Source organism: Methylosinus sp. PW1 (assembly GCF_000745215.1).
In the GTDB taxonomy this organism is placed as follows: Bacteria; Pseudomonadota; Alphaproteobacteria; order Rhizobiales; family Beijerinckiaceae; genus Methylosinus.
The window spans coordinates 2,503,298-2,525,884 of record NZ_JQNK01000009.1 but is presented as its reverse complement, the minus strand read 5'-3'; the positions used below and the strand labels follow the sequence as shown (position 1 = coordinate 2,525,884).

Below are 22,587 nucleotides of genomic sequence, written 5' to 3'. Positions count from 1 at the left end.
CAGATAGCGTGACGCGCGCGCCGCTGGAGCGCCGCGGCGCGACGCGATACATTCCCTCGCATGACCGCTCCATTGCTGCGCGACGACTGCGCCCTTTCGCTGCTCCCCCGGCCCGGCTCGCCGCCGGTGGAATGGGTCGCGGCCCCCGGCCTCACGCCCTATGAGGCCGCCGTCGCCGAGATGGAGGCGCTGGTCGAGCGCATCGCCGATGGCGCGGCTACCGAGCGCGTGTGGCTGGTCGAGCATCCGCCCGTCTACACCGCGGGAACCTCGGCCAAGGAGGCCGATCTGCTCGATGCGCGCTTTCCCGTGCATCGCACCGGGCGGGGCGGGCAGTTCACCTATCACGGGCCAGGGCAGCGGGTCGCCTATGTGATGCTGGACCTCACGCGGCGAAGGCGCGATCTGCGCGCCTATGTGGCCGGGCTCGAGGCCTGGCTCATCGCGACGCTCGCTTCGCTCGGCGTCGCCGGCGAGCGGCGGGAGGATCGCGTCGGCGTATGGACGCGCCGGCCGGACAAGCCCGCGGGCCTTTTCGGCGAGCCGGCCGAGGACAAGATCGCGGCGATCGGCGTGCGCGTGCGGCGCTGGACGACGTTCCATGGATTGGCGCTGAATGTCGCGCCTGACCTCACGCATTTTTCCGGCATAGCGCCTTGCGGCGTGCGGCAAGCGCATCTCGGCGTGACGAGCCTCGCCGATCTCGGCAAGGTCTCCGACATGGCCGCGGTGGACGCGGCGTTGCGCCGCGCCTTCGAGCCCATATTCGGCCCGACGACGGCGCCTCAGTCTCCCGAGAGATGAGCGAAATCGCGCACCACGCGCTCATAGACGTCGCGCTTGAAGGGCACGATCAGCTGCGGCAATAGAGCCGCGCGCTCCCAGCGCCAAGCGTCGAATTCTGGCTCGTGCTGGCCGTCGCAGGGACGCTCTATGTCGATCTCCGCCTCCTCGCCCTCGAAGCGGAAAGCGAACCATTTCTGCGTCTGGCCGCGATATTTGCCTTTCCAGCGCTTCGATGCCTCCGGCGGCAGGTCGTAGCTGTACCAATCCTGCGCCTCGGCGAGCACGGAGACGCTGGTCACATTGGTCTCCTCGTGCAATTCGCGCAGCGCGGCGGCGAGCGGCTCCTCGCCCTCGTCTATGCCGCCTTGCGGCATTTGCCATTCATGCTCGATCACCTGCGGATCGGCGCGCTTGGAGAGGCGCCGGCCGAGAAAGACGAGGCCTTTGGCGTTGATCAGCATCACGCCGACGCAGGGTCGATAGGGCAGCTCGCTCATTTCCACTTTCCGGCTCTCGCCTCTTTGTCCTCTATCCGCGACACGAGCGCGCTCAGCGGGACGAGCGCTATTCCCTTGCGCTCGAGCTCGCGCGCGAAACGCGTGAGGCGCGTCATCGTCTGCGGCAGCGCGCCGGCGGCGACGATCGCCTGACCATTGCGGCGCGCGAGCGCCTCGATCTGCGTCAGCGCCTTCTCCAGCGCTTCGCCGGAGGCGCCGGCGTCGATCGCCACATCCGCCCGCGCCGCCGTCAAGGCGAGACGCGGCGCGAGAGAAGAGACGAGCGAGCGCGGCGAGGTGCCGTCGTCGAGATAGAGCAGGCCGCGCCCGGCTATGTCGGTGAGCGTCGGCGTCAGCGCGGTCTCGTCGGCGGTGAATTGCGCGCCGAGATAATTCACCACGCCGATATAGCCGGAAAAGCGGCTCATCAGCCAGTGCAGATCCTCGAGGCCGGCGCCGCGCGTCGTCAGCAGCGTATGCGGCCCGGGATTTTCGCGCGGATAATCATAAGGCTCCATCGGAGCCTGCAGCAAAATCTCATGGCCGCGGTCGCGCGCCTTGGCGGCGACGCTCTCGGGATCGGCGCCATAGGGCGCGAGCGCCAGCGTGACGGCGCCGGGCAATTCGTCGATGGCGCTGGCCGTGAGCTGCGCATTGAGCCCGACGCCGCCGACGACGAGCGCAATGCGCGGCGCGCCGGCGGGCAGGCGCGCGCTGATCGTCGCAGGGCGGGCGTAGACTTCCATCGGCTTCGCGCCATCGGCGCCGATCTTGGGCAGCGGGCCGCTGCGGCCTTTCTCCACCAGGCGCTTGTCCGGCGCCGGCGCGAGCGCCGTATGCTGCTCGTCGAGCCTTATGATGAGCGCGCCGGGCGCCTCTGCGCCGCCGATGCGCGTGACCTTGACGCCAGAGCGCTTCTCTATGTCGGCGATCTCATCGGCGCGCTTGTCCGCTTCCGCGACCGATGTGCGCTCCATTGGAGCGCTCGCCGGCGCGGGCGGCGGCGGCTCGACCATTTCGATGCGCGCGACGGCGACGGGCTGGCCCGCCTGCGGATCGCGCAGGGAAAGGAGAAGCGCGGCGCCGCCCGCTCCGCAGAGCAGCAATGCGGCGACGACGCCTTTCGTCCGCACGCTGCGCGGGCGCGCCGGGCGTGGCTCCAGCGGCTCGTTCAAGCCCAATGGCTCGTTCAATTCGTCGGTCATGCCCGCGGCGGGCTCCCTTTTGCGTCAGGCGCGAATCGGGGCGCCTCCCGGTCATTTTGAAATCACGAGACCGCCAGCGCCAGCGCCGCCTGCTGCTGCGTGGTCATGCCGGCGATCTGCGTCGTGGTGAAGGCGGCGATCTGATTGCCGTTGAGCGCCAGCAGCTCCGTCGTCGTCAAGGCCGCTATGGCGGATGTGGTCAGCGCGGCCACCTGCGTCGTGGTGAGGCCGGTGAGCTGGAGCGCGTTGAAGGAGGCGATGACCGGGCTGTCGAGATTGCCGAGCTGCTGCGTGGTGAGCGCGCCGATCTGCGTCGAGGTCAGCGCGTTGAATTGCGTGGACGAGAGCGCGCCGATCTCGGTGGTGGTGAGATTGACGACCTGCGTCGTCGCCAGCGCCGAAATCTGCGATGTGGTGAGCGCGCCGACCTGCGTCGTCGTCAGCGCGCGCAATTGCGGGCGCAGCAGGCCGCCGAGCTGGGCGTTGGTCAGCGCCGCGATCTCCGTCGTCGTCACCGCCTGCATCTGCGCCGTCGTCAGCGCCGCGAATTGCGTGGATTGGAAGCCGGAGAATTGCGTCGTCGTCAGATCGGCGATCTGCGTCGCCGAGAGGCCGGAGATTCCGTCCGAGGAGACGGCGCCGATCTGCGTCGCGCTCAATGCGGAGAGCTGCGTCGTGGTGAGCGAGGCCGCCTGTGTCGCGGTGAGGCCGCCGAGCTCGGTGGCGGAGAGCAGGGCGATCAGCGTCGAGGTGAGGCTCGAAAATTGCGTCGAGGTCAGCGCTCCGATCGCCGAGGCCGAGAGGCTGGCGAATTGCGTGGAGGTGAGCGAGGCGATTTCGGTCGTGCTGAGGCCAGCGACTGCGCTGGGCGAAAGAGCGGCGATCTGATCCGCCGAGAGCGCGGCCGATTGCGTGTCGGCGAGGGCGGCGATCTGCGTCTGGCTGAGGCCGGCGACGCCGGTCGTCGAGAGATAGGAGATTTGCGCCGCGCTCAGCGCCGTCAGCCGATCCGTCCCCAGCGCGGCGACCTGCGCCGAGGTCAATCCATAGATTTCCTGCGCGGTGAGAGTCTTCAGCTGCGATGTGGTGAGCGTGGCGAGCTGCGTGGTCGAGAGCGCGCCGATCTCGGTGGAGGTGAACCCCTGCAATTGCGTGGTGGTGAGCGCGCCGAGCTCCGTCGTCGTCAGCCCGCCGACGGCGCTGGTCGACAGAGCGGCGATCTGCGCCGCGGACAGCGCGGAGAATTGCGTCGTCGTCAGCGCGCCGACCTGCGTCTGCGTCAGCCCGGCGACGCCCGTCGTCGCCAGCGCGGCGATCTGCGAGGCGACCAGCAGGCCGAGCTGCGTGGCGGTGAGCGCCGCCACTTGCGTCGCCGCTAGGCCGCCGATCTGCGTGCTGGTCAAAAGGCCGATTTGCGCCGTGGTGAGCGCCTGAACCTGCGTCGTCGTCAGCGCGGCGACGCCCGTGGAGGAGAAGCTGCGGAACTGCGTCGTCGTCAACGCGCCGATCTCGTCGCTGCTGAGCCCGGCGATGGCGGTGCTGGACAGCGCGGCGATCTGCGTCGAGCCGACGCTGGCGAGCTGCGTCGTCGTCAGCAGGCCGATCTGCGTGGCTGTGAGGCCGCCGATCGCCGTGCTGGTGAGATATTTGATCGCCGTGGTCGAGAGCGCGCCGATCCGGGTGGCGTCGAGCTGCGAGACTTCGGTGGAGGTCAGCCCGCGCGCCTGCGTCGCGGTGAGCGCGCCCACTTGCGTCGTCGTCAGCGCGGCGAGCTGCGCGCTGCTCAGCGCGGAGATTTGCGTCGCCGCCAGCGCGCCGAATTGCGTCGCGCTCAGTGCCTGCACCTGCGTCGTCGTCAGCCCGCTGATCGCCGAGGTGGAGAGCGCCGCGATCTGCGTGGCGGCGAATGCGTCGAATTGCGTCGCGGCGAGCGCCGCGCCTTGCGTCTCCAGCAGGCCTTGCAGCTCTTGCGTCGTCAGCGCGGCGATCTGCGTCGTCGCCAGCGCGGCGATCTCGCTGGTCGTCAGCGCGCCGATCAGCGCCGCAGTGAGGCCGCGCAGCTGCGTCGTCGTCAACGCCTGCAGCTCGGTGAGCGTGAGGCCGGCGATCGTCGCGGTCGACAGGCCGGACAGCTGCGTCGAGGTCAGCCGCGCCAGCTGATCGAGTCCGAAGGCGGCGATCTGCGTCGCGGAGAGCGCGCCGGCCTGCGTCGATGTGAGGGCGCCGATCTGCGTCGTGCTGAGCGCGGCGACCTCGGTGGTCGTCAGCGCGGCGACGGCGGTGGTGGTGAGCGCGGCGATCTGCGTGCCGGCGAGCGCGCCGAGCTGCGTCGTCGTCAGCGCCGCCGCTTGAATGTCGGTGAGGCCGGCGAGCTCGGTCGTCGTCATGGCGCCGAGCTGCGTCGTGGTGAGCGCGCCCAATTGGCCGAGCGTCAGCGCGCCGAGCTGACGCGCGGTGAAGCCGCGCAGCTGCGTGGTGGCGAGCGCGGCGACGACGCTGGTGGAAAGGCTCGCGACAGCATCCGCTGAAAGGCCCGCGATCTGCGTCGCGGCCAGCGCCGCGATTTGCGTCGCGGTGAGGGCGGCGAGCTGCGTGTCGACGAGCACGCTCATCTGCGCTGTGGTCAGCGCGCCGAGCTGCGTGGTGGTGAGAGCGGAAATGTCGCTGGTCGACAATCCGCCGACGCCGGTCGTCGACAGCGCGGCGAGCTGCGCCTTCTGCAAGGCGGCGAGCTGCGCGATGGAGAAGGCGGCGATCTGCGCATCCGACATGGCGCGCATCTGCGTCGAGGTGAGCGCTGCGACCTGCGTCGTCGTCAGCATGGCGACATCGGCCGTCGACAGCGAGGCCACGGCGCTCGTCGCCAGCGCGGCGATCTGCGTGGTGACGAGCGTCGCGAGCTGCGTCGTCGACATGGCGGCGATCTGCGCCGCGCCGAGGCCGGACATGGCCGCGGCCGAGAGAGCGCCGATCTGCGTCGCGCTCAGCGCCGCGATCTGCGCATCCGACAGCGCGCCCGTCAGCAGCGCGCCGATCGCTCCGATCTGCGTCGTGGTGAGAGCGGCGACAGCCGTGGAAGTGAGGGCGCCGAAGCCGCTGGTCGAGAGCGCAGCGACTTGCGTCGAGGTGAGCGCGCCGAGCTGCGCGGCGGAAAGCGCGCCGACCTGCGTGTCGGCGAGCGCCTTGAACTGCGTGGAGGTGAGCGCCGAGACCTGCGTCGTCGACAGCTCGGCGATCTGGCTCTGCCAGAATCCGCCGATCGACACGGCCGAGAGCGCCGTCACCTGCGTCGTGGTCAGCGTATCGATCTGTGTCAGAGACAGCGCGGCGAGCTGCGTCGAGGTGAGCGCGGCGGCCTCTGTCGTGGTCAAGGCGCCGAGCTGCGTCGCGCTCAGCGTGGCGATCTGCCAATCGGCGAGAGCGCGCGTCTGCGCCGCCGTCAGAGCGGAAATTTGCGTCGTGGCGAGAGAAGCGATCTGCGCGCTGGTCAGCCCCGTGACGGCGCTGGAGGTGAGCGCGCCGATCTGCGTCGTGGCGAAGGCGGCGAGCTGCGTCGTCGTCAGCGCGGCGACTTGCGTGTCGGCGAGGCCGGCGAAGGCGCGCGTCGGCATTGCGGCGATCTGCGTCGCGCTCAGCGCGGCGATCTGCGTCGTCTCGAGCGAATTGACCTCGGTCGCGGTGAGGCCGGCGAGCTGAGTGGTGGTGAAGCCGGCGATCTGCGTGGAGCTGAAAGCGTCGAATTGCGTCGTCGTCAGCGCGGCGATCTGCGCCGAGGTGAGGTTGGAGAGCTGGCTCGTGGAGAGATTGCCGAAGGCGGCGGAGCCGAGACCGGCGATCTGCGCCGCGGACAGCTGCGATATGGTCAGCGACTGAATTTGCGCCGTCGTCATATCGCCGAGCTGCGTCGTCGTCAGCCCGCGCGCCTGCGTCGAGGTGAGCGCGGCGAGCTGCGCGGTCGTCAGCCGGTCGATCGCGTCGGCCGAAAGTCCGCCGATCTGCGCCGAGGTGATCGCCGCGGCCTGCGTGGTGGTGAGGCTCTGCAGCTCCGTCGTGGTCAGCAGATTGAGGAAAGTGGTGGAGAGCGCCGACATTTGCGTCGAGGCGAGCGCGCCGACCTGCGTGACGCTCAATCCGCCGTCGCTGCTGGAGACGAGCGCGGCGATCTGCGCCGCGGTGAGATTGCCGATGACGAGCGACTGGATCGCCATCGTCGTCATGGCGCCGAGCTGCGTCGTCGTCAGGCCGCGCGCCTGCGTCGTGGCGAGCGCGGAAATCTGCGTCGTCGTCAGATTGCCGAGCTGCGTCGTGGTGAGGCCGGCGATCTGCGCGGCGCTCAGCCAATCGACCTGCGTCGTCGTCAGGCTCGCGATCATCGTCGCCGACAGCGCGTTCAGCAGCGTCGTCGTCAGCGCGCGAATCTGCGTCGAGGACAGCGCCGCCGATTGCGTGGCGGAGAGATCGGAGAATGTGGTGGCGTCGATGGCGGTGAATTGCGCCGCCGATAGCTCGGCGACGTCGAGCGATTGCAGTCCCGTCGTCGAGAGATGCGCGAGCTGCGTCGCCGTCAGGCCGCGCGTCTGCGTCGTCGTGAGGTCGGCGAGGCGCGTCGTCGTCAGCTCGGCGAGCGTCGTATCAGATAGGCCGGCGATCTGCGCAGCGGAGAGGCCGGCGAATTGCGTCGCGGTGAGCGCGCCGAGACGCGTCGTCGAGAGACCGTTGAGCGTCGTCGTGGAGAGAGCGGCGATCTGCGTCGGAACCAGCGCCGCCACCTGCGCGTCGGAGAGATTGCCGACGCCGGTCGCATTCAGCCCGGCGATCTGCGCATTGGAGAGATTGGCCACCGAGAGCGCTTGGATCTCGGTCGAGGTCATCGCCGCGAGCTGCGTCGTGGTGAGCGCGCGCGTCTGCGTGAGCGTCAGCGCCGAAAGCTGCGTCGTGGCGAACTCGCCGAGATCGGTCATCGTCAGCGCCGCGATTTGCGTCGCGGCGACGCCGGCGAGCTGCGTCGCCGTCAAATTCTGCACCGCCGTCTGCGAGAGGCTGTCGAAAGCCGTGGTCGTCAGCGAGCCGATCTGCGTCGACGACAGCGAGGCGAGCTGCGTCGTGGTGAGCGCGCCGAGCTCGGTTCCGCTCAGCGTGCGCGCTTGCGCCGCGCTGAGATTGCTCACCTGCAGCGCGATGATCTGATCGAGGCTGAGCGCGTCGAGCTGCGTGGCGGTGAGGCTGCGCACCTGCGTCGAGGAGAGGCTGGCGATCTGCGTCGTGGTGAGGCGCGAGATCTCGGTCGTCGAGAGCGCGGCGATCTGCGCGGCGGTGAGCGCCTGCAGCCGCGTCGTCGTCAGGCTGCCGAGCTCGCTGGCGTCGAGCGCGTTGAGCTCCGTGCTGGTGAGCGCGGAAAGCTGCGTCGTGGTGAAGGAATCGAAATCGCTGGAGGCGAGCGCCGAAAATTGCGACAGATCGAGCCCGATCAGCGCCGCCTTGGACAGAGAGGCGACCTGCGTCGTCACCAGCGCCTGAAGATTGGTGGTCGAGAGATTATTGAGCTGCGTCGCCGTCAGCACGGCGATCTGCGTCGTGTCGAGCGCCTCTATGTCCGAGGTGTCGAGCTGGCGCATGATGGTCGTCGGCAGGCGGGCGATCTGCGCTGTCGACAGCGACGAGTAGACCGACGTCATGACTGGCTCCGCTCCGCGCGCATGCTCTCTCCTGCCGGCGGAGGCGCCGCGGCCGACGATCTTTGCCGAGCGAGGCTTGCGTGGGGCTGGGCGTTTCCCGCCGCTCAGGAGGCTGGGTCGTCCCGCGCCGTGGCGCGCGCCGCCCAGTCGAGATAGGCGGGATCGCCGGCGGCGATGTCGAGGCGGATGATCTCCGGGACCTCGTAAGGATGCGCGGCGCGAATGGCGTCGGCGAGCGCGTCATAATCCTGCGCGCGGGCTTTGGACTGCACCAGAAATTCCGCGTCGGCGCGCGTCTCGCCCTCCCACACGTAGAAGCTGAGGATAGGAAAAATCTGAACGCAGGCGGCGAGCTTGGCGGCGAGCAGCGCGCGGGCGAGCCGCTCGGCCCCCGCCTCGCTGTCGATCGTCGTCTGGACGACGCAGAATTTCGGCTCTTTCGCGCTCACGGGCGGGACTATGGGCGGGCCTTCGGGCGAAATCAACGCGCCGCGGGCGGGGGCGGCGCTTTTCTTGCTGGGCCTCGCGCAGGCGGCCGCGGCGCTGCGGCGGGCATTCGGAGAGGCTAAGGACATGTTCACCAGAGTCTGCAAGGAGGACACTGTTTTCGAAGGGGAAATGCGTCTCGTCATCGCAGATTCCCATTTCATCATCCTGGCCTTCGCCTTCGGCGGGGAGATCAAGGCCTTCCAAGGCGTGTGCCCGCACACCAACGCGCCGCTGGACACGGCCGATTTCGACGGCGAGGTGCTGACCTGCCCGCTCCATAATTGGACGTGGGATCTGCGCACCGGCGATCCGATCCATCCCCAGGAAAGCCGGCTCGCCGAATATCCGGTCAAGATCGAGGACGGCGTCGTCTATATAGATACGGAGGGCGTCAGCCCCCTCTTCGCCGAGCGCTGAGCGCAAGGCGGCGGGATCTCGATCGGCCTCGTATCCGGGAGCGAGCGAGGTGAGTTTCACAAGCGGTTGATCTCATTGCGCCGAACCCTAGGTGCGGTTCGGCGCGGACAGATCGACGAGATCGGCCGTGAGCGGGCGCGGGCGCACGGAGGGAAGATTCGGCTTTTGCCGAATCGACAAAATTCTCTATGTTTCGCGCCGGATGCGTCTCTAGGCCACGAAGAGAGGTAGGAGATGAACCTGTCCGAACAGCCCCCCGTCGCCGAGGAGGCGTCGAACGGCGTCGAAGCCGCGAGCCTGGACGCGCAGCTCGAGGCGGTGACAGCCGAGCGTGATCGCCACGCCAAGGACAAAATCGAGCTCATCACCAAGGCGAGCGCCTTGTCGAAAGAGCTGGAGACCGCCCGCGCCGAGCTGTCCGCCGCTGCGGACGAGAAGGCGAAGGCCGTCGCCGCCGCCATCGCCCGGCATGAGGGAGTCGTCGCGCATCGCGATCGGCTGAGCGCCGAGCTGGACGCCCTGCGCGCCGAGCTCTCCGCCGCCCATGGCGCCAAGGAGAAAGCCGCCGTGCTCGCCGCGCAGGCGAGCGCCGAGATCGCCCATTTGAAGGACCGGCTCGCCGCCGCCGGCTCGCCCGATCCGCTCGTCGTGCTCGCCGATTATGCGCAGGAGAAGCTGAAGCTCGCCGTCGCCTGGACGCGCTCCAAAATCCCGGAAGGCCATGCGGCGCTGCCCTGGTTCGACCGTATCGTCGAGGGCGTCGCCACGGCCGGCCGGCTGAGCGCCGATTTCCTGCGCTGGCTCGCCCCGCGCCTGGTCGAGGCCTATCAATGGGCCAAGCCCCGCGCGCTGGAGCTCTACGCCAAGGCGAAGAGCGAGATCGAGACGCGATTGAAGCAGAGCTGAGCGCTCGGACGAAAAAGAATCCTCAAAAGGCGCGCGCCCTCTCGGCGCGCGCCTTTTTGCGTCGGGTCGCTCCTGCGGTTTCCAGCGCGGCGGAGCAGAGCGCGCCCGCTTCTGTCAAATCCGCTTCCCTTCCCTCCCCGGCGCTGCTATCCCCGCCGCCATGACGACGCGCAAAATCGACAATATCCGCAATTTCTCCATCGTCGCGCATATCGACCACGGCAAGTCCACGCTCGCCGACCGGCTGATCCAGGCGACGGGGACCGTCGCCGCGCGCGATATGGTCGAGCAGGTGCTCGATTCCATGGATATCGAGCGCGAGCGCGGCATCACCATCAAGGCGCAGACGGTGCGCCTCGATTACAAGGCCCAGGACGGCAAGGATTATGTCCTGAACCTCATGGACACGCCCGGCCATGTCGATTTCGCCTATGAGGTCTCGCGCTCGCTGAAGGCCTGCGAAGGCTCGCTGCTCGTCGTCGACGCCAGCCAGGGCGTCGAGGCGCAGACGCTCGCCAATGTCTATCAGGCGCTCGACGCCGGTCACGAGATCGTGCCGGTCTTGAACAAGATCGATCTGCCGGCGGCCGAGCCCGACCGCATCCGGCAACAGATCGAGGACGTCATCGGCCTCGACGCAGCCGACGCCGTGCTGATTTCCGCCAAGACCGGCATCGGCATTCCCGATGTGCTGGAGGCGATCGTCACCCGCCTGCCGCCGCCCCAGGGCGACGAGGAGGCGCCGCTCAAGGCGATGCTGGTCGACAGTTGGTACGACGCCTATCTCGGCGTGGTCGTGCTGGTGCGCGTCATCGACGGGCGCATGCGCAAGGGTCAGAAGATTCTGATGATGGGCACGAACGCCCATTATGAGATCGACAAGATCGGCGTGTTCAAGCCGAAGATGCTGGACGTCGCCTCGCTCGGCCCGGGCGAGGTCGGCTTCATCACCGCGCAGATCAAGCAGGTCGCCGACACGCGCGTCGGCGACACCATCACCGAAGACAAAAAGCAATGCGCTGAGCCGCTGCCGGGCTTCAAGCCGGCGCAGCCGGTGGTGTTCTGTGGCCTCTTTCCGGTGGACGCCGCGGATTTCGAGGATTTGCGCGCCGCCATCGGCAAGCTGCGCCTCAATGACGCGAGCTTTTCTTACGAGATGGAGACCTCCGCCGCGCTCGGCTTCGGCTTCCGCTGCGGCTTTCTGGGCCTCCTGCACCTCGAGATCATTCAAGAGCGCTTGCGTCGCGAATTCGATCTCGATCTCATCGCGACGGCGCCTTCGGTCGTCTATAAGATCAAGCTGACCAATGGCGAGGAGATCGAGCTGCACAATCCGGCCGACATGCCGGATGTGGTGAAGATCGACGAGATTCTCGAGCCCTGGATCCGCGCGACGATCATGACGCCGGACGATTATCTCGGCGCGGTGCTGAAGCTCTGTCAGGATCGGCGCGGCGTGCAGGTCGATCTCAATTATGTCGGCAAGCGCGCCATGGCGGTCTATGACCTGCCGCTCAACGAAGTCGTGTTCGACTTCTACGATCGCTTGAAGTCGATCTCCAAGGGCTACGCCAGCTTCGATTATCACATCACCGATTATCGCGTCGGCGATCTCGTCAAGATGAGCATATTGGTGAACGCCGAGCCCGTGGACGCGCTCTCCATGCTGGTGCATCGCACGCGCGCCGATTCGCGCGGGCGGCAAATGTGCGAGAAGCTCAAGGAGCTGATCCCGCCGCATATGTTCCAAGTGCCGATTCAGGCGGCGATCGGCGGCAAGATCATCGCCCGCGAGACGGTGCGCGCCTTCCGCAAGGATGTGACCGCGAAGTGCTATGGCGGCGACGCCACGCGCAAGCGCAAGCTGCTCGAGAAGCAGAAGGAAGGCAAGAAGAAGATGCGCCAGTTCGGCCGCGTGGAGATTCCGCAGGAAGCCTTCATCGCCGCGCTGAAGATGGAGGATTGAGGGGGCGGCGACGCGACGCGCCGCCTCATCTGGACGACATCCTCGATCCTGCTACACTATACGCCATGCTCAGAGTTCTCACCTATCCGCTCGCCGTCGAACGCCACGATGAGGATGGCGGATATCTCGCCTATTTTCCGTCGCTCCCGGGTTGTCAGACCTGGGGCGAGACTTATGAGGCGGCCGTTCACAACGCCGAGGAAGCTCTGGCGGTCTATATCGAGACGCTGACCGCGAACGGCGATCCGATTCCGGAGCCGAATATAATCGAAGGGCCGGTCTCTCTCTGCGTCATGGTGCGCGCCGATATCGCGGCTTGAGGGCGAATGCCTCCCCGACTGCCAAACGTTTCCGCCAAAGATCTCGTCCGCGCTTTGGAAAAGGGCGGCTTCGTCTTTCAGCGGCAGAAGGGCAGTCATGCGACTTTTCGCCATCCCGAGACAAAGCGCACGACCGTCGTGCCCCTCCATGGCGGCGATGTGAAGCGGCCTCTCCTCAAAATGATCCTCGTCCAGGCGGGACTGACGGAAGAAGAGTTTTTGACGTTGTTGTGATGGCTGCCCTTGATCAGGTACGCATTCGCGTACATGTTCTCCCCAGCGCACCACCTCCTTCAGCGACCTCCGCAAGAATCTCGCCGCGGCGCTCGACCGCTTGACCGAGGATCACGAGCCCGTGGTCATCACCCGTGATCGCGGCAAGCCGGCCGCCGTGCTCATCTCGCTCGAGGATTTTGCCTCCTATGAGGAGACCGCGCATCTGTTGAAGAGCCCCCACAACGCCGAGCGGCTGCGCGCGGCGATCGAGCAACTCGACGCCGGCGAGGGCAAAGAGCATAAGCTCTCGGAATGAAGCTCGTCTTCGCGGAGCAGGCCTGGGACGATTACCTCTATTGGCAGGCGCAGAACGCAAAAATTCTCGAACGGCTGAACGGGCTTCTCAGGGCGCGCCAGCGCACGCCATTCGTGGGGACGGGAAAGCGGGAGCCTCTGCGCGGCTGGCGCTCCAGGCGCATCACGCTCGAGCATAGGCTCGTCTATCGCGTCGAGGACGAGAGCTTGTCGATCGCCCAGCGCCGTTATCATTACTAGAGTCATTCCGCTTCAATCTGAACCGGAATGACTCTATATCTCCTTGTTTGGTCGTGTTTTCTTCACGCGAACCGGTTCCCACCTCGCTCAAAAACACTCTAACGGCGGGAGCGCCGATCGCCCTCCTTCGTCCCAGCTGAATATCCCTCTGTTCAGGCGAAAGCGGGCCGTATATCAATGGCGCCCTCGGCCCCGCCGCCGGCCCGATAAGAGTTCCCCGAGGAGCCAGACGTTGACCGAACTGAAAGACCTCTACGACATCGGCGAGATTCCGCCGCTCGGCCATGTTCCCGCCAAGATGCACGCCTGGGTCGTCCGCAAGGAGCGGCACGGACCGCCCGAGGAGTCGATGCAGCTCGAGGTGGTTCCCACCTGGGAGCTCGACAGCCATGACGTGCTCGTGCTGGTGATGGCGGCGGGCGTCAATTACAATGGCGTCTGGGCCGCGCTCGGCCAGCCGATCTCCGTGCTCGACGTCCACAAGCTCCCCTATCACATCGCCGGCTCCGACGCCGCCGGCATCGTCTGGGCGGTCGGCTCCAAGGTGAAGCGCTGGAAGGTCGGCGACGAGGTCGTCGTCCACTGCAACCAGGACGATGGCGACGACGAGGAGTGCAATGGCGGCGACCCGATGTTCTCCGCCTCGCAGCGCATTTGGGGCTATGAGACGCCGGACGGCTCCTTCGCCCAATTCTGCCGCGTGCAGGACCGCCAGCTCATGGAGCGCCCCAAGCATCTCACTTGGGAAGAATCCGCCTCCTACACGCTGACGCTGGCCACCGCCTATCGCATGCTGTTCGGCCATGAGCCGCACCGGCTGAAGCCCAGCGACAATGTCCTCATCTGGGGCGCCTCAGGCGGTCTCGGCGTGTTCGGCGTGCAGCTCTGCGCGGCGGCCGGCGCCAACGCCATCGGCGTGATCTCGGACGAGAGCAAGCGCGACTATGTGCTCTCGCTGGGCGCCAAGGGCGTCATCAACCGCAAGGACTTCAAGGGCTGCTGGGGCCAGCTGCCGACGGTCAACACGCCGGAGTTCAACGACTGGTCCAAGGCCGCCCGCAATTTCGGCAAGGCGATCTGGGACATCACCGGCAAGAAGGACGTCGACATCGTCTTCGAGCATCCGGGCGAGCAGACCTTCCCACTCTCCTGCATGGTGGTGAAGCGCGGCGGCATGGTGGTGTTCTGCGCCGGCACGACCGGCTTCAACCTCACCTTCGACGCCCGCTATGTGTGGATGCGCCAAAAGCGCATTCAGGGTTCGCATTTCGCGCATCTGAAGCAGGCGGCCGCCGCCAATCGCTTCGTCGTGGACCGCCGCGTCGATCCATGCCTGTCGGAAGTCTTCACCTGGGCGAAGATCCCGCACGCCCACACCAAAATGTGGAAGAACGAGCACGCCCCCGGCAATATGGCCGTGCTGGTCAACGCCCCGACCACCGGCCTGCGCAGCCTCGAGGATGTGGTCGCGGCTGCGGGTAAGAAGTGAGCCTCGTGCTATAACGCATTGTCAAAAAGGCGCTATTGGCCCTATATAGGCTAACATAAAAATTTTTATGTTAGCGAGAGCCGATGGCGGAATGGGGCTTCTACGGAAGACGCGTCGAGCTCGCCGAGATCGATAAGATCTTGGCGCGCCGACGCTTTTTCTTTTGCGCGATCTCCGGGCGGCGACGGATCGGCAAGACGTCGCTGATTCAGGAGGCGATCCGGCGGCGGGGGCTGACAGACAAGACTTTGTATATTCAAGTTCCCGACAGCGATGAGCGAGGGGTCGCTCAGGCTTTCGAAGATGCGATTGAAGACAGCGGCAATCCATTCGCTCGGGAAGCGAGCGCGAATTTTTTAGCAATTGCGATATATCTCCGAGCGTTTTGGTGGGTCGGCGGCATCTCTATAATTGATGAATTCCAATATTTTCATCGAAAAGCGCTCTCATCTTTTCAATCACTTCTGCAGTCTCGTATCGACGAGGCTCGAGCTGGCGATCTGCATGGCGGTTTGTTTACGCTGGGTTCGATCCATACGGAGATGACCGCGATTTTGGAGGATCGGGCATCTCCTTTATTCAATCGTGTGACGGACAGGTTAGAAGTCTGTCATTGGGATTTCGAAACCCTCTTCGAAATGTTTCGCGCCCATGCGGTTAACGATCCTCGTCATCGCCTGTTTTTATGGTCGCTCTTTGAAGGCGTCCCGAAGTTCTATCGGGATTGCTTCGATCACGGCGCGCTTATTCCGTCGTCCGACTATCGAAAGAGCACCTTGCGAAAAATGTTTTTCGAAGGCTCCAGCCCCCTCAAAGACGAAGCTGACAACTGGTTCCTGAGAGAACTGCGCGGGCGATACGACACTGTCCTGACCTTGCTGGCGCGTCTCGGGCCTTTGTCACATGGCCAGCTGAAAGCGGAATATGACCGCGCCGGTCCTGCGCAGGAAAATCAGCTCGCTGGCTATCTGAAGGTGCTCATCGAAAAATACGGCATGGTCGAGAAGCTCCAGCCGATCCTCTCGGCGGACAGGCAGCGAAACGCGCGTTACGCCATAGCAGACAATTTTCTGAGCGCATGGCTCGCCGCGATACAACGCAATGTGCGGCTCGCTCGAATTCGCCCGATCGAGGAGACCGTCGCCAAAGCCGACGTTTCTCTGCAAACCCACGAGGGTTACGCTTTCGAAAAGCTCGTGCGCCAGATCACCGAGGAATGCTCCCGCAAAGGCGTCGGCGATTTTCCGCTGACAGAACTCGTCGCCGGCTATTGGAACAAGGCCGACGGCAGCGACATCGAGATCGATATGATCGCGCTGGATGAAACCAATCGTCGTATTCGGTTCGGCTCCTGCAAGCGTTCGGCCAGCGCGCATGACACGCAAGCGCTCGCGAGCTTCGAGGAACATGTCGCTCGGTTTCTGGCGACCAAGACCGGCGCGCCCTATCGCGACTGGAGAATCGAAAAAGCAGTGTATGCGCCGATTTTCTCGTCCTTCGAGCGTGAGGCGCTGGGGCGCGCTGGGATGCTCTGCGTCGACATGGATGATTTCGAGCGGTGGCTCACTTTCTGATCGCGCTATTCCGCTCGATGCGCATTGACACGGAAGGCGCGAGCATGAAAAGCTCGCACGAATTGCATACGACAGCACAGAGGCCAGCACAGCCGATCGGGCGTGACTGCGCTGTCGTATCGTTCGAGCGCGCGCCGATGTGATGCCGGGTCGGACGGGCGCTTCGAGACGACTTCCCACGCTCTGCGCGGAAAGCTGCGAGAACGGCCCTCGGCGTCGGGAGGCGATTTCGCATGTTGGAAGCGCGCGAGCTGACCAAGAGATATGAGGGCAAGGCGGATCGTCCCGCCCTCGACCGGCTGAATCTGCATATTCCCGGCGGCGAGGCCTTCTGCCTGCTCGGCCCCAATGGCGCCGGCAAGACGACCACCGTCAATCTCTTCCTCAATTTCATCGCGCCGACCTCCGGCCAGGCGCTGGTCGGCGGCGTCGATTCGGCGCGCGAGCCGCTCGAGGCGCGCCGCCGCCTCGCCTATATCCCTGAGACGGTGATGCTCTATGGCGCGCTAACCGGGCTCGAGAATCTCGAATATTTCACCGAGATTTCCGGCGGCCGCCGCCTCGCGCGGGCGGAATTGCTCGCGCTGCTCGGCGAGGCCGGGCTCGCGGAGGAGGCGGCCTTCCGGCGCGTCTCCGGCTATTCCAAGGGCATGCGGCAGAAGGTCGGCGTCGCCGTCGCTCTGGCGCGGCGCGCTCAGGCGCTGCTGCTCGACGAGCCGACCTCCGGCCTCGATCCGCTCGCCGCCAATGAGTTCGCCGCTCTGGTCGAGAAGCTGCGCAAGCAGGGCATGGCGATATTGATGGTCACCCACGACCTCTTCCTCGCCAAGCAATGCGGCACGCGCATCGGCGTGATGCAGGCGGGCCGGCTCGTGTCCGTCTTCGGCGCCGACGACGTCGATCATCTCGGCCTCGAGCGCGGCTATCTCGAGCAGTTCAGAGGAGCGGCCGCATGAGCGAGATCGTCATCGCGAAAGCGCCCGCGACGCAGGCGCCCGCCGGCCGTTGGCGCGTCGCTCGCGCCGTGGCCCTCAAGGAATGGGCGGAGCTGCGCCGCGACAGCCGGCTCGCCTGGCTGTTCGGCCTCGTCTTTCTGCTGATGCTCGGCGCGCTCGCTTTCAGCGCCGCGCAGCATATGCGACTGGATCGCGAACGCGCCGCCGCCGCCGCGACAGACCGCGCGCTGTGGACAGGACAGGGCGCGAAGAACCCGCACGCCGCCGCGCATTTCGGCCAATACGCCTTCAAGCCGCAGAGCCCGCTGGCGCTCGCCGATCCGGGCGTCGACGCCTATGTCGGCGAGGCCGTCTGGCTGGAGGCGCATAAGCAGAACGAGGCGCAATTTCGCGCGGCGCGCGACGCCGGCGTCGGCGCGCGGCTCGGCGGATTGTCATTCGCCTTTGTGCTGCAGACGGTCATGCCGCTCGTCGCCGTGCTGCTCGGCTTCGCCGGCTTTGCGGGCGAGCGCGAGCGCGGCACATTGCGGCAGCTGATGAGCCTCGGCGCCTCGCCCCTCGATATTCTCGCCGGCAAGGCGCTCGCCGCGCTCGGCGCTCTTTCCGTCCTGCTTATTCCCGCTTTCGCCGCGGCCGTGCTGGCGACGCTCTTCCTCGCCGATCATGATTTCTCCGTCGCCGATCAGCTCGAGCGGCTGCTCGCGCTCTCCTTCGGCTACGGCCTCTATCTCGCGGGCTTCGTCTTTCTCGCGCTCGGCGTGTCGGCTTTTTCGAAGTCCACGCGCACGGCGCTGGTGCTCCTGCTCGCTTTCTGGCTCGCCAATTGTTTTCTCGCCCCGCGCGTGATGACCGATGTCGCCAAGCGCGTCGCGCCGCTGCCCACCGCGCTCGAATTCCGCAACGCCATCGCCGAGGACAAGAACAAGACCTTCGGCCATGACGAGACGCATCCGAGCTTCATCGCCTTTCGCGACAGCGTGCTGGCGCAATATGGCGTCTCGCGCATAGAGGATCTGCCGGTCAATTTCCGCGGTCTTGCGCTGCGCAAGGACGACGAGAACGGCTTCGTCATTTTCGACAAGCATTTCGGCGCGCTGCAGGCCGGTTTCGACGCGCAGGACAGGCTGCGCGCGGCGCCGGGCTTTCTCTTTCCCGCGCTCGCCATGCAGCCTTTCTCGACGAGCTTCTCGGGAACGGATTCCTGGCACCAATATGATTTCGCCACAGCGGCGGAGGCGCATCGGCGCCGCATTCAGACGGCGGCGAGCGAGGACCTCATCCATAACGCCCGCTATGGCGACGCCTCCTATGTCGCTTCGCGCGATATGTGGGAGCGCATTCCCTCTTTCGATTACGTCGCGCCGGCCGTTTCCTTCGCGCTCTCCCATGCGCGCGGCGATCTCGTCGCGCTCGCGCTCTGGGCCGTGCTGACCGCGGCGCTCGCCGGCTTCGCCGCGCGGCGCCTCAGACCATTGTGAGGCCCGCCATGATCTTCTCTGCATTTCTCGCCGCATGGCGGTTCGAATGGCGGCTTCTGCGGCGCGACGCCGCCGCATGGGCCGTGCTCGCGGCGATCACGACGATGAGTGCGCTCGCCTTTTTCGACGGCGCCGAGCGCATCGCCGCGCAAAAAGCGGCGATAGAGGATGCGCGGCGCGACGAGACGCTGCGTCTCGATTCGCTGCGCAAGGCGCTCGCCGATCTGGACGCCGGCCGCGTGAAGGGCGAAACGCCGCCCTATCGCGATCCGCGCAATGCGGCCTTTGTCGGCGGCGGCTCTGCGGCGGCGGTGGCGGCGCTGGAGCCGACCCCGCTCGCGATCGTCGCCACGGGGCAGAGCGATCTTTTTCCCGCCGCGCTGAAAGTGACGAGCGGGACCAAGGACAGTTTCTTCTTCGCCGATGAGATCGAGAATCCGGCGCATCTCGCCAGCGGCTCGATCGATCTCGCCTTCGTCCTCGTCTTCGTGTTTCCGCTGACGATTCTCGCGCTCTGCTTCGATCTTTCGGCCGGCGAGCGCGAGAAGGGTACGCTCGCCCTCACCCTCGCCAGCGCGGAGAGCCCGACCGCCGTTCTGCTGGGCAAGCTGGCGGCGCGGGCGGGCCTGCCGATATTGGCGATGACCGCGGCGACCTGCGCCGGCGTCTATCTTCTGCGCGGCGCCGAGCCGCTCGGCTCCGGCGCTTTCGCGCTGCTCATCGCGGCGATCCTCGCCTATGGCGCCTTTTGGGCGCTGCTCGCGGCCGTCGTCGACAGTTTCGGCAAAAGCTCCGCCTATAATGCGCTGGCGCTCATCGCCGTCTGGGCCGGCCTCACCATGATCGCGCCCGCCGCCGTCAACACGCTCGCCGACGCGCTCTATCCGGCGCCTTCGCGCTCGGAGATGACGCTGGCCGCACGCGCCGCCACGACCGACGCCGATCGCGAGCGCGACGCCGCTCTCGCCCGCTACGCCGAGGAGCACCCCGACGCTGCAGCGGCGGAGATGAAGCTGGGCGACGCCAAGGAACGCACGATCCGCCGCCTCGCCGTGCTGGAGACGGCCAATGCGCGCGTCGAGGAAGTGATGGCGCGTCACGAGGCGCAGCTCGCCCGCCAGCGCGCGCTCGCCGACCAATTGTCCTTTCTCTCTCCGGCGCTGCTGATGTATCGCTCGGTCGCCGATATCGCCGGCTCGGGCGACCGCCGCTATGCGGAATTCTCCGCCCGGCTCGACGACTTCCATAAGCGCTGGCGCGATTTCTTCTGGTCGCGCGCCCATGCGGGCGAGGCGCTGACGCAGGCCGATTACGCCGCCCTGCCGCGCTTCGCCGCGAGCGCGGATGCGGCGAGCGCCTCGGCCGGCGTCGCCTCCGCGCTCGCCGCTGGCGTGGGGCTGCCGGCTCTGCTGCTGGCCGTGCTGGCGTGGCGGGGACTGCGGCGCTGCAAGGCGGCGTGAGCGACGCAGCGTCGCGGGCGTTTTGCGCGCCCGCTCCGCGAATTGTGCTATCCTGCCGCGTGAGGGAATAACCAAACAGGCGGGATTCATCTTGCGACCGATCTTCCAAAAGCTCCTGCTCGCGGCGCTGGTCGCGCTTCTCGCCAGCGCGCCGGCGCACGCGGCCGACAGGCTCCGCCTCGGGCTGCAGAAGACCGGCTCGGGCGTCTGGGAGCTCGCCGTCATTTCCGCCTTCGGGCTCGATAAGGAGTCGGGGCTCGAGCTGACGGTCACAGAGCTCGCCAACACGGACGCCGCCAAGATCGCCATTCAGAGCGGCTCCGTCGATATCGTGGTCTCCGACTGGCTGTGGGTGGCGCGCCAGCGCTCCGAGGGCGCCAAGCTCACCTTCTATCCGCATTCCACCGCCATAGGCGCGCTGATGGCGCGCGACAAAGCGGTGAAGAGCGTCGCCGATCTCTCCGGCAAGAAGCTCGGCGTCGCCGGCGGCCCACTCGACAAGAGCTGGCTGCTGCTGCGCGCTTATGCGCAGCGGCAGGGCGTCGATCTCACCAAATCGGCGACCATCGTCTACGGCGCGCCGCCGCTCATCGCCGAGAAGGCCGCCGAGGGCGAACTGGACGCCGCGCTCGAATTCTGGAATTTCGCCGCCGATCTCGAGGCGCGCGGCCTCTCCCGCGTCATCGATCTGCGCAAGGTGGAGACGGCGCTCGGCGCCAAGGGCGCGCCGGTCGTCACCGGCTATGTGTTCGACGAGGGCTTCGCCGCGAAGAGCCCCGCGCCGCTGGCCCGCTTCTTCGCCATGATCGACAAGGCGCGCCATCTGATCGCGACCTCCGACGCCGCCTGGCGCGCCGCCATGCAACGCATTCCGGCCAAGGACCCCGCCGTGCTCGCGCTCTATCGCAAGAGCTATGTGGAGGGCATTCCCGCCCGCAGCGTCGCGGAGGAGCGGGAGGACGCCGCCGGGCTCTACGCCACTCTCGCCGAGATCGGCGGCCCGGCGCTGGTCGGCTCGGCGAAGACCCTGCCCGCGGGCACTTTCTACGAGCCCGCGGCGAGCGCGGTGCGGTGATCCGCCTCCTGTCGCTGGCGCTGCTGCTGGCGTTCTGGCAGGGCGCGGCGCTGTTTTCCGATCCGCGCCGCCTGCCGGGGCCGCTCCCCGTCTTCGAGGCGATCGTCCATGAGGCCGAGAGCGGCGCGCTGTTCACCAATCTCGCGGCGACGCTGGCGCGCGTCGCCGCCGCTTTTCTGCTGGCCATGAGTCTCGGCGCCGCGCTCGGCTACGCCATGGGCCGGCGGCCGGCGCTGGATCGGCTGTTCGATCCCTGGCTGGTCATTCTCCTCAATCTGCCGGCGCTGGTCGTCATCGTGCTGGCCTATCTCTGGGCCGGCCTCACCGAGGCGGCGGCGGTGGGCGCCGTGGCGCTCAACAAGCTGCCCAACGCCATTGTCGTGATGCGGGAGGGCGTCCGCGCGCTCGATCACGAGCTGGACGAGATGGCCGAGGTCTTCCGCCTGCGCCCGGCCGCGCGGCTGCGGCATATCGTCCTGCCGCAGCTCGCGCCCTATATCGCCGCGGCGACGCGCTCGGGGCTTTCGCTGGTGTGGAAGATCGTGCTGGTGGTGGAGCTGATCGGCCGCTCCAATGGCGTCGGCTTCGAGATCAATATGGCGTTTCAGCTTTTCGACGTGCGTTTGCTGCTCGCCTATGCGATTCCCTTCGTCCTGCTGATGCTCGCCGTCGAAACTCTCCTGGTGCAGCCCTTTGAACGACATGTCTCGCGATGGCGCCGCCGCCCTGCTCGAGGTCAGGGTCTCGCATAAGGATTATCTGTCCGCCGGCGGCCGGCCGCAGCGGGCGCTGGAAAACTTCGCGCTTTCGCTTCCCGTCGGCCGCGCCGGCGCCGTCGTCGGCCCGTCCGGCTGCGGCAAGACCACACTGCTGCGCATCATCGCCGGGCTCGATACGGAGTTTTCCGGCGCGGTGACGCTTCCCGCCGGCGGGCGGCTGGGCATGGTGTTTCAGGAGCCGCGGCTGCTGCCCTGGCGCAGCGTCATCGACAATCTGCGCATCGCGGCGCCGCTGGCGAACGAGCAGGCGCTCGCCACTCTGCTCGCCGCGCTGGAGCTCGAGGAGCATGCGCAGCATTTTCCCGGCGAATTGTCGCTCGGCCTGGCGCGCCGCGTCGCCATTGCGCGGGCGCTGGCGATCGAGCCCGATCTTCTGCTGCTGGACGAGCCCTTCGTCTCGCTCGACGATGCGCTGGCGCGCGATCTGCGCGCGCGCATCGCGGCGCTCATCGACGAGCGCCATGTGACGACGCTGATCGTCACCCATGATCTGCGCGAGGCGATCGAGCTGGCCGATGTTATTTTTCTTCTGTCGCCGCGCCCCTCGCATGTCGGCGCGACGCTCGACGTGACGACGCCGCGCAAGCTGATGACGCGAGAGGCCGCGGATGCGCTGGAGGCGCGGGCGCGCAGGGAAATAGAGGCGATGCGTGGGCGCTGAGGCCCCCTCCCCAGCCCTCCCCCGCTTCGCGGGAGAGGGGGCAGTTTCCGCGCTTCATCGAAATTTCGCGCAACAATTGCCGC

Annotated in this window: 19 protein-coding genes and 1 pseudogene; 16 read left to right on the top strand and 4 right to left on the bottom strand. The window is 66.8% G+C overall.

Annotated features, from left to right (window positions below; translation table 11 throughout):
• Positions 1 to 60: 60 nt before the first annotated feature.
• The gene (gene lipB / locus K369_RS21560; protein ID WP_036294089.1) at positions 61 to 804 is read left to right on the top strand and encodes a lipoyl(octanoyl) transferase LipB; all 744 of its coding nucleotides are present in this window, start codon (positions 61 to 63) and stop codon (positions 802 to 804) included.
• Here lipB and K369_RS21555 read toward each other — a convergent pair.
• The 4 genes from K369_RS21555 to cutA all read right to left on the bottom strand — a co-directional run bounded on the left by K369_RS21555 (position 786) and on the right by cutA (position 8,612).
• A complete protein-coding gene (locus K369_RS21555) occupies positions 786 to 1,283 on the bottom strand; it encodes an RNA pyrophosphohydrolase (RefSeq protein ID WP_051949563.1) in 498 nt (165 codons plus the stop codon). The genes lipB and K369_RS21555 overlap by 19 nt on opposite strands.
• Positions 1,280 to 2,488, bottom strand: a complete 1,209-nt coding sequence (locus K369_RS21550; RefSeq protein ID WP_036294085.1) for a divergent polysaccharide deacetylase family protein — start codon at positions 2,486 to 2,488, stop codon at positions 1,280 to 1,282. Before K369_RS21550 ends, K369_RS21555 begins: the two co-directional genes overlap by 4 nt.
• Positions 2,489 to 2,550: 62 nt before the next feature.
• Entirely contained in the window at positions 2,551 to 8,163 is a 5,613-nt protein-coding gene (locus K369_RS21545; protein ID WP_036294083.1) for a hypothetical protein, read from the bottom strand.
• Between the two features lie 104 nt (positions 8,164 to 8,267).
• Positions 8,268 to 8,612 (bottom strand): divalent-cation tolerance protein CutA, encoded by a 345-nt coding sequence (cutA, locus tag K369_RS21540; RefSeq protein WP_036294081.1) that lies wholly within the window; start codon positions 8,610 to 8,612, stop codon positions 8,268 to 8,270.
• A 124-nt stretch (positions 8,613 to 8,736) separates the two neighbouring features.
• On the opposite strand from cutA, the gene K369_RS21535 reads away from it, so the two are divergent.
• The 15 genes and pseudogenes from K369_RS21535 (at position 8,737) to K369_RS21465 (ending at position 22,504) form a co-directional block, all read left to right on the top strand.
• Entirely contained in the window at positions 8,737 to 9,069 is a 333-nt protein-coding gene (locus tag K369_RS21535) for a Rieske 2Fe-2S domain-containing protein (RefSeq protein WP_036296158.1), read from the top strand.
• Between the two features lie 234 nt (positions 9,070 to 9,303).
• Positions 9,304 to 9,975: a hypothetical protein gene (locus K369_RS21530; RefSeq protein ID WP_036294079.1), complete on the top strand. Its 672-nt coding sequence runs from the start codon at positions 9,304 to 9,306 to the stop codon at positions 9,973 to 9,975.
• A 160-nt stretch (positions 9,976 to 10,135) separates the two neighbouring features.
• Positions 10,136 to 11,941: a translation elongation factor 4 gene (lepA, locus tag K369_RS21525; protein WP_036294077.1), complete on the top strand. Its 1,806-nt coding sequence runs from the start codon at positions 10,136 to 10,138 to the stop codon at positions 11,939 to 11,941.
• Between the two features lie 65 nt (positions 11,942 to 12,006).
• Positions 12,007 to 12,261, top strand: a complete 255-nt coding sequence (locus K369_RS21520) for a type II toxin-antitoxin system HicB family antitoxin (protein WP_036294075.1) — start codon at positions 12,007 to 12,009, stop codon at positions 12,259 to 12,261.
• Positions 12,262 to 12,267: 6 nt separating this feature from the next.
• Complete coding sequence (locus tag K369_RS21515) at positions 12,268 to 12,495, top strand: type II toxin-antitoxin system HicA family toxin (protein ID WP_036294073.1); 228 nt, start codon at positions 12,268 to 12,270, stop codon at positions 12,493 to 12,495.
• A 58-nt stretch (positions 12,496 to 12,553) separates the two neighbouring features.
• Positions 12,554 to 12,793: pseudogene (locus K369_RS21510) on the top strand (type II toxin-antitoxin system Phd/YefM family antitoxin); the annotation flags it as partial.
• The gene (locus K369_RS21505; RefSeq protein WP_036294069.1) at positions 12,790 to 13,032 is read left to right on the top strand and encodes a Txe/YoeB family addiction module toxin; all 243 of its coding nucleotides are present in this window, start codon (positions 12,790 to 12,792) and stop codon (positions 13,030 to 13,032) included. The pseudogene K369_RS21510 and the gene K369_RS21505, both read left to right, overlap by 4 nt.
• Before the next feature lie 232 nt (positions 13,033 to 13,264).
• Positions 13,265 to 14,521, top strand: a complete 1,257-nt coding sequence (gene ccrA / locus K369_RS21500) for a crotonyl-CoA carboxylase/reductase (protein WP_018266983.1) — start codon at positions 13,265 to 13,267, stop codon at positions 14,519 to 14,521.
• 140 nt (positions 14,522 to 14,661) lie between these two features.
• Positions 14,662 to 16,095 carry a DUF234 domain-containing protein gene (locus tag K369_RS21495; RefSeq protein WP_198033174.1) on the top strand — a complete coding sequence of 478 codons (1,434 nt, stop codon included), beginning with the start codon at positions 14,662 to 14,664 and terminating at the stop codon, positions 16,093 to 16,095.
• Positions 16,096 to 16,328: 233 nt separating this feature from the next.
• Positions 16,329 to 17,051, top strand: a complete 723-nt coding sequence (locus K369_RS21490; RefSeq protein ID WP_036294064.1) for an ABC transporter ATP-binding protein — start codon at positions 16,329 to 16,331, stop codon at positions 17,049 to 17,051.
• Complete coding sequence (locus tag K369_RS21485) at positions 17,048 to 18,529, top strand: DUF3526 domain-containing protein (protein WP_036294062.1); 1,482 nt, start codon at positions 17,048 to 17,050, stop codon at positions 18,527 to 18,529. The genes K369_RS21490 and K369_RS21485 overlap by 4 nt, the downstream gene beginning before the upstream one ends.
• An 8-nt stretch (positions 18,530 to 18,537) precedes the next feature.
• The gene (locus K369_RS21480; RefSeq protein WP_036294060.1) at positions 18,538 to 19,989 is read left to right on the top strand and encodes a DUF3526 domain-containing protein; all 1,452 of its coding nucleotides are present in this window, start codon (positions 18,538 to 18,540) and stop codon (positions 19,987 to 19,989) included.
• Between the two features lie 91 nt (positions 19,990 to 20,080).
• A complete protein-coding gene (locus tag K369_RS21475) occupies positions 20,081 to 21,064 on the top strand; it encodes an ABC transporter substrate-binding protein (protein ID WP_371033321.1) in 984 nt (327 codons plus the stop codon).
• Entirely contained in the window at positions 21,061 to 21,816 is a 756-nt protein-coding gene (locus K369_RS21470; protein WP_036294058.1) for an ABC transporter permease, read from the top strand. Before K369_RS21475 ends, K369_RS21470 begins: the two co-directional genes overlap by 4 nt.
• Positions 21,767 to 22,504 (top strand): ABC transporter ATP-binding protein, encoded by a 738-nt coding sequence (locus K369_RS21465; protein WP_036294055.1) that lies wholly within the window; start codon positions 21,767 to 21,769, stop codon positions 22,502 to 22,504. The genes K369_RS21470 and K369_RS21465 overlap by 50 nt, the downstream gene beginning before the upstream one ends.
• The last annotated feature ends 83 nt before the right edge of the window (positions 22,505 to 22,587 follow it).